This window comes from Streptomyces sp. SBT349, assembly GCF_001083795.1.
Lineage (GTDB): Bacteria > Actinomycetota > Actinomycetes > Streptomycetales > Streptomycetaceae > Streptomyces.
This window is the reverse complement of the sequence record NZ_LAVK01000452.1, coordinates 1-5,029: the sequence shown is the minus strand read 5'-3', so window position 1 is coordinate 5,029 and position 5,029 is coordinate 1. Positions and strand designations below refer to the sequence as shown.

Sequence of the window (5,029 nt, the reverse complement as noted above, 5' to 3'; positions counted from 1 at the left end):
GGGGTTCGGCGGGGCTCGCGGGCCTGTACGGCGGCGTGCTGCCGCCGAGCATCGCCCACGCCGGCCCGGCCGGTGGGCAGATGCTGGGCCAGGCCATGGGCAACATGAGCCAGCGGGCTCAGGTCGCCAACCAGATGGCGATGCGCGAAGCGGCCCAGGGCGGGCGCCCGTTCATGCCCCCGCCCGCGATGGCGGGCGCGGCGGCGGGCGCGGGCGCCGGCGCCGGGGGGCAGCGGCGCGGCACGCCGGGACACCAGAACCGGCGGCCCACCGACCTCACCGAGGACCCCCGCGTCTGGGCTCCCACCCGCAGCGCCGCCCGAGGCGTCCTGGGCGAGTAGCCCGTTCCACGAGAAGACGAGAAGACGAGAAGAAGGGAGAACGCACGTGTCCGCAGACGGTCTCTGGTACATCCCCGAGGGCTATCGGGAAGCCGCCCGTGCCAACACCGACACCGCGGAGGCGGCGGAGAGCGCCCGGCGTCTCCTCGGCCAGGTGCAGGTCAACGCCGCGAGCTGGGGCGGGGCCGACGCGTTCGTGAACGCCCTCACCACCACCCGTGACACGCAGGCCCGGGGCACCGCGGCGGCGGCGGAGGGCAGGCAGAACATGGCCGCCGCGGACGAGCGGGTCGCCGCCCTCGGCGAGGAGGTGGACGCCGCCGCCGGGCAGGTGCTCGGCGGCGCGTCCGCCGGGGCGCGGATCGATCGGACCATCGCCGACGGCCTGTAGGGGCCCCGCCGGCACGCGCGCGTCCCCGGCACGAGACAGGAAGGGAGTGGATCACTCATGCTGGATCCCGGCCATCCCCGCTTCACGCACCAGGGAGCGGCGCGAGACGGCGAGTCCTCGGGGGGGAACGGCCGATGACCGCCCCCACCACCCTCGTCCGCCGCCCCCCGCGGGCCGCGCAGCCGGCCGTCCCCGACCAGGAGGTGGTCGTCCAGGCGCCGCCGATGCTGCCGCAGCCGGAGGACGCCAACGCCTGGATGATGGCGTTGCCCGCGCTGAGCGGGCTCGGCTCCGTGATGTACATGGTGACGATGGGGCGGGGCCCCATCGGATACATCGTCGGCGCGATGTTCCTCGTCTCCTGTCTCGCCATGGTCGTCGGCGCGATCGTCTGGCACCGGGCCAAGACCCGGAGCATCGCGCGCAACGACCGGCGCGAGTATCTGCGGTACCTGGAGCACACGCGCGCCGAGGTGCGGCGGACGGCGCAGGCGCAGCGCGAGGCGCTGGAGTGGAACGCCCCGGGGCCGGGGACGCTGTGGGCGGTGGCGGAGAGCCGCCGGATCTGGGAGCGGCGCAGCAACGACGCCGACTTCGGCGTGGTGCGGGTCGGGACCGGGCCGCGGTTCCTGGCGACGCCGCTGGTGGCGGCCGAGACAGCGCCGGTCGAGGACCTCGATCCGCTGAGCGCGGTGGCGTTGCGGCGCTTCGTGGACACCCACGCCGTGGTGCCGGACCTGCCGTTGCAGGTGGCGTTGCGGCGCTTCGCCGCCGTGGCCGTCACCGGCGAGGAGTCACGGGCGTGGGCGCGCGCGATCGTGGCGCACGCGGTGACGTTCCACTCCCCGAAGAACCTGCGGGTCGTGGTCTGCACCTCCGACGTCGAGGACCCGGAGTGGGCCTGGGTGAAGTGGCTCCCGCACGCGCACCACCCGCAGGAGGTCGACCACGTCGGGCCGGTGCGGATGACGCACCAGGCGCTGAGCGTGCTGGAGGAGTGGCTCGGCCCGGAGCTGACCCGTCGCACGCGCTTCAGCCGCGACGCCGAGCCGGACCCCGAGCTCCCGCACCTCCTCGTCGTGCTCGACGGCGGCCTGGTCACCGGCGTCGAGGCGCTGCTCGACCCGGGCGGGCTCCAGGCGGTCACCGTGGTCGAGGTGAACGGGCGGGCGGCCGGGCCGCTGGTGGAGGGGCACGGCGTGCGGCTGGAGATCGACGGCGGCGATCTGGCGGTGGTGGCGGGCGAGACGCGGGACGCGCTGGGGCGGGCCGACGGGCTGTCGCTCCCGGAGGCGGAGGCGCTGGCGCGCCGGCTGGGGCGCTACCGCGTGGACGCGGGCGCCACGGCCGCCGACGCCGAGGACCTGACCACGGTGGTGAACACCCTGCCGAGCCTGCTCGGGATCGCCGACCCCGGCCAGCTCGACCTGGAGGCGCTGTGGCGGCACCGCCCGATGCGGGACCGGCTCCGCGCGCCGCTGGGCGTCTCGGCCGACGGCGGGCTGCTGGAGCTGGACATCAAGGAGTCGGCGCAGAACGGCATGGGACCTCACGGCCTGCTGGTCGGGGCGACGGGGTCGGGCAAGTCGGAGCTGCTGCGCACCCTGGTGCTCGGCATGGTGGCCACGCACCCGTGCGAGCACCTCAACCTGGTCCTGGTGGACTTCAAGGGAGGCGCCACGTTCGCCGGCATGGCGGACCTGCCGCACGTCGCCGCCGTCATCACCAACCTTGAGGACGACCTGTCCATGGTCGACCGCATGCAGGAGGCCCTCTCGGGCGAGATCAACCGCCGCCAGGAGGTGCTCCGCGACGCGGGCAACCTGGTCTCCGTCCGCGACTACGAGCGGGCCCGCCAGCGCGGGGCGAGCCTGCCGCCGCTGCCGAGCCTGTTCATCGTCGTCGACGAGTTCTCCGAACTCCTGGCCCAGAAGCCGGACTTCGCCGATCTGTTCGCGCAGATCGGGCGGCTGGGACGGTCGCTCGGCCTGCACCTCCTCCTCGCCTCCCAGCGCCTGGACGAGGGGCGGCTGCGCGGCCTGGAGGCGCACCTGTCGTACCGCGTCGGGCTGCGGACGTTCTCCGAGTCGGAGAGCCGCACCGCCATCGGCGTCCCGGACGCCCACCGCCTGCCCAACGCGCCGGGGCACGGCTATCTGAAGACGGACACGGCCACGCTGCGGCGTTTCCGGGCCGCGTACGTCTCGGGCCCCTACCGCACCGGCGAGGACGGCGGCGGCCGGGCGCTCGGCGGCGCTCTCGGCGTTCGCGCGTTCCCCGCGGGGCACGTACCGGTGCCGGCCGAGCAGCGGCCGGAGCGGGAGCCGGAACCGGCCCCGGAGCCGGACGAGTTCGGCGAGGACGAGGAGCTCGGCACCACCGTGCTGAGCGTGATGGTCGACCGCATGGCCGGTCAGGCGCAGCGCGCCCACCAGGTGTGGCTGCCGCCGCTGGACGCGCCCGAGCCGCTGGACACCCTCCTCGGCGACCTCGCCGTGCGCGAGGGACGCGGCTTCGGCAGCTCCCCTTCCGGCCCTCCGCTGACGGCCCGCGTCGCCGTCGTGGACCGGCCGTTCCACCAGCGCCGCGACCCCCTCGAACTCGATCTGTCCGGCGCGGGCGGCCACGTCGCCATCGTCGGCGGCCCGCTCGGCGGCAAGTCGACCGCGGTGCGGGCGTTGATCACCTCCCTCGCGCTGCGCCACACGCCGGAGGAAGTGCAGTTCTACTGCCTGGACTTCTCCGGCACCCTCTTCCCGCTCGCGGGCCTGCCGCACGTCGGCGGCGTCGCGGGCCGCACCGACACCGAACTGGTCAACCGCACCGTCGCCGAGGTGCTGGAGATGCTCCAGACGCGCGAGGCCCGTTTCCGCGAACTGGGCGTCGAGTCGATGGCCACCGTCCGGGCCTCGGGCGCCGAGGGGCGCACCCGGGACGGGAGCCCTTCGCCCTTCGGCCCGGGCGACCCCCAGGGCGACGTCTTCCTCGTCGTCGACGGCTGGCAGGTGCTGCGGCAGAGCTACCCGGAGATCGAGGAGGTGCTGATGGGCGTGGCCGGGCGGATGCTGACCTACGGCATCCACCTCGTCGTCACCGGCAACCGCTGGATGGACATGCGCATGAGCCTGCGCGACCTGCTCGGCACCAAGGTGGAGCTCAAGCTCGGTGACGCGCTCGACTCCGAGGTCGACCGCAAGCTGCAACGCGACGTCCCCGCCCACCGCCCCGGGCGCGGCATCAGCGCGGAGAAGCTGCACTTCCTGGTGGCCGTGCCGCGCGTGGACGGCGTCCGCTCCGCCGACGGCCTCGCCGATGGCGTGGGCGACCTGGTGCGGCGCGTCGACGAGGCGTGGACCGGGCCGCGCGCGCCGAAGGTGCGGCTGCTGCCCACCACGTGGCGCCCGGTCGAGTCGCCCGCGGCGTTCGCGCACCCGAACGCCTCCCGGGCCGCGGAAGCCGGGGGGAGGCCCGGCGTCGAGATCGGCCTGGAGGGCAACCGCCTGGAGCCGGTGGTCCTCGCCCCCGGCGAGGACGCGGGCCTGATCGTCGTCGGCGACAGCGAGAGCGGCAAGACCGGGCTGCTGCGGTCGGTGGCCCGGCAGATCATCGCCCGGAACGCCCCCGAGCGGGCGAAGATCGTCGTGCTCGACCACCGGATGACGATGCTCCGGGAGTTCGACGGCCCGCACCTGCTGGGGTATTCGACGACCGTCGAGCGCTCGACCGAGGTCGTCGGCGGGCTGGCGGAGGGGCTGAAGAAGCGGGTGCCGGGCGCGGACATCACCCCGGAGCAGCTCCGGAACCGCTCGTGGTGGAACGGCCCGGAGATCTACCTCCTCGTCGACGACTACGACCTGGTCGCCACCTCCCGGGGCAACCCGCTCGCCCCGCTGCTCGACTTCCTGCCCCACGCGCGGGCCATGGGGCTGCACGTCTTCATCACCCGCCAGGCCGGGGGCGCCGGCCGGGCCGTGCTGGAGCCGGTGCTCGGCCGGATGAAGGAGCTGAACTTCCCCGCCGTGCTGCTCAGCATCCCCAAGGACGAGCTGCCCATCTGGGGGGTCAAGCCCGCCCGGCGCGCCAAGGGCCGGGGCCTGCTGCTGCACCGCAGGCTCGGCAACGTTCCCGTGCAACTCGCGCGCGAGGACTCGCCCCAGACACCCGCGACATCCGACCGGACATCCGGCTGACCGCGCGGGCCGCGACGGCGAAGGCCGTGACGGCGGCGATGACGGCGAAGGCAATGACGACGTAGGGACCATGAGCCATGAGTGCCAGCCTCACCCACCACCCACCC

The 5,029-nt window shown here is 74.6% G+C and carries 3 protein-coding genes; all 3 read left to right on the top strand.

Annotation, left to right across the window (positions count from 1 at the left end; genetic code table 11):
* On the top strand, positions 1 to 341 hold a 341-nt coding region (locus tag ADY01_RS32580; protein WP_049580351.1), incomplete at its 5' end, for a hypothetical protein.
* Positions 342 to 387: 46 nt separating this feature from the next.
* Complete coding sequence (locus ADY01_RS32575) at positions 388 to 732, top strand: hypothetical protein (protein WP_049580350.1); 345 nt, start codon at positions 388 to 390, stop codon at positions 730 to 732.
* 134 nt (positions 733 to 866) lie between these two features.
* The gene (eccCa, locus tag ADY01_RS32570) at positions 867 to 4,922 is read left to right on the top strand and encodes a type VII secretion protein EccCa (protein WP_049580349.1); all 4,056 of its coding nucleotides are present in this window, start codon (positions 867 to 869) and stop codon (positions 4,920 to 4,922) included.
* The last annotated feature ends 107 nt before the right edge of the window (positions 4,923 to 5,029 follow it).

Coding starts and splice junctions, on each gene's coding strand:
- eccCa (WP_049580349.1), top strand. CDS start 867: ATGACCGCCCCCACCACCCTCGTCCGCCGCCCCCCGCGGGCCGCGCAG.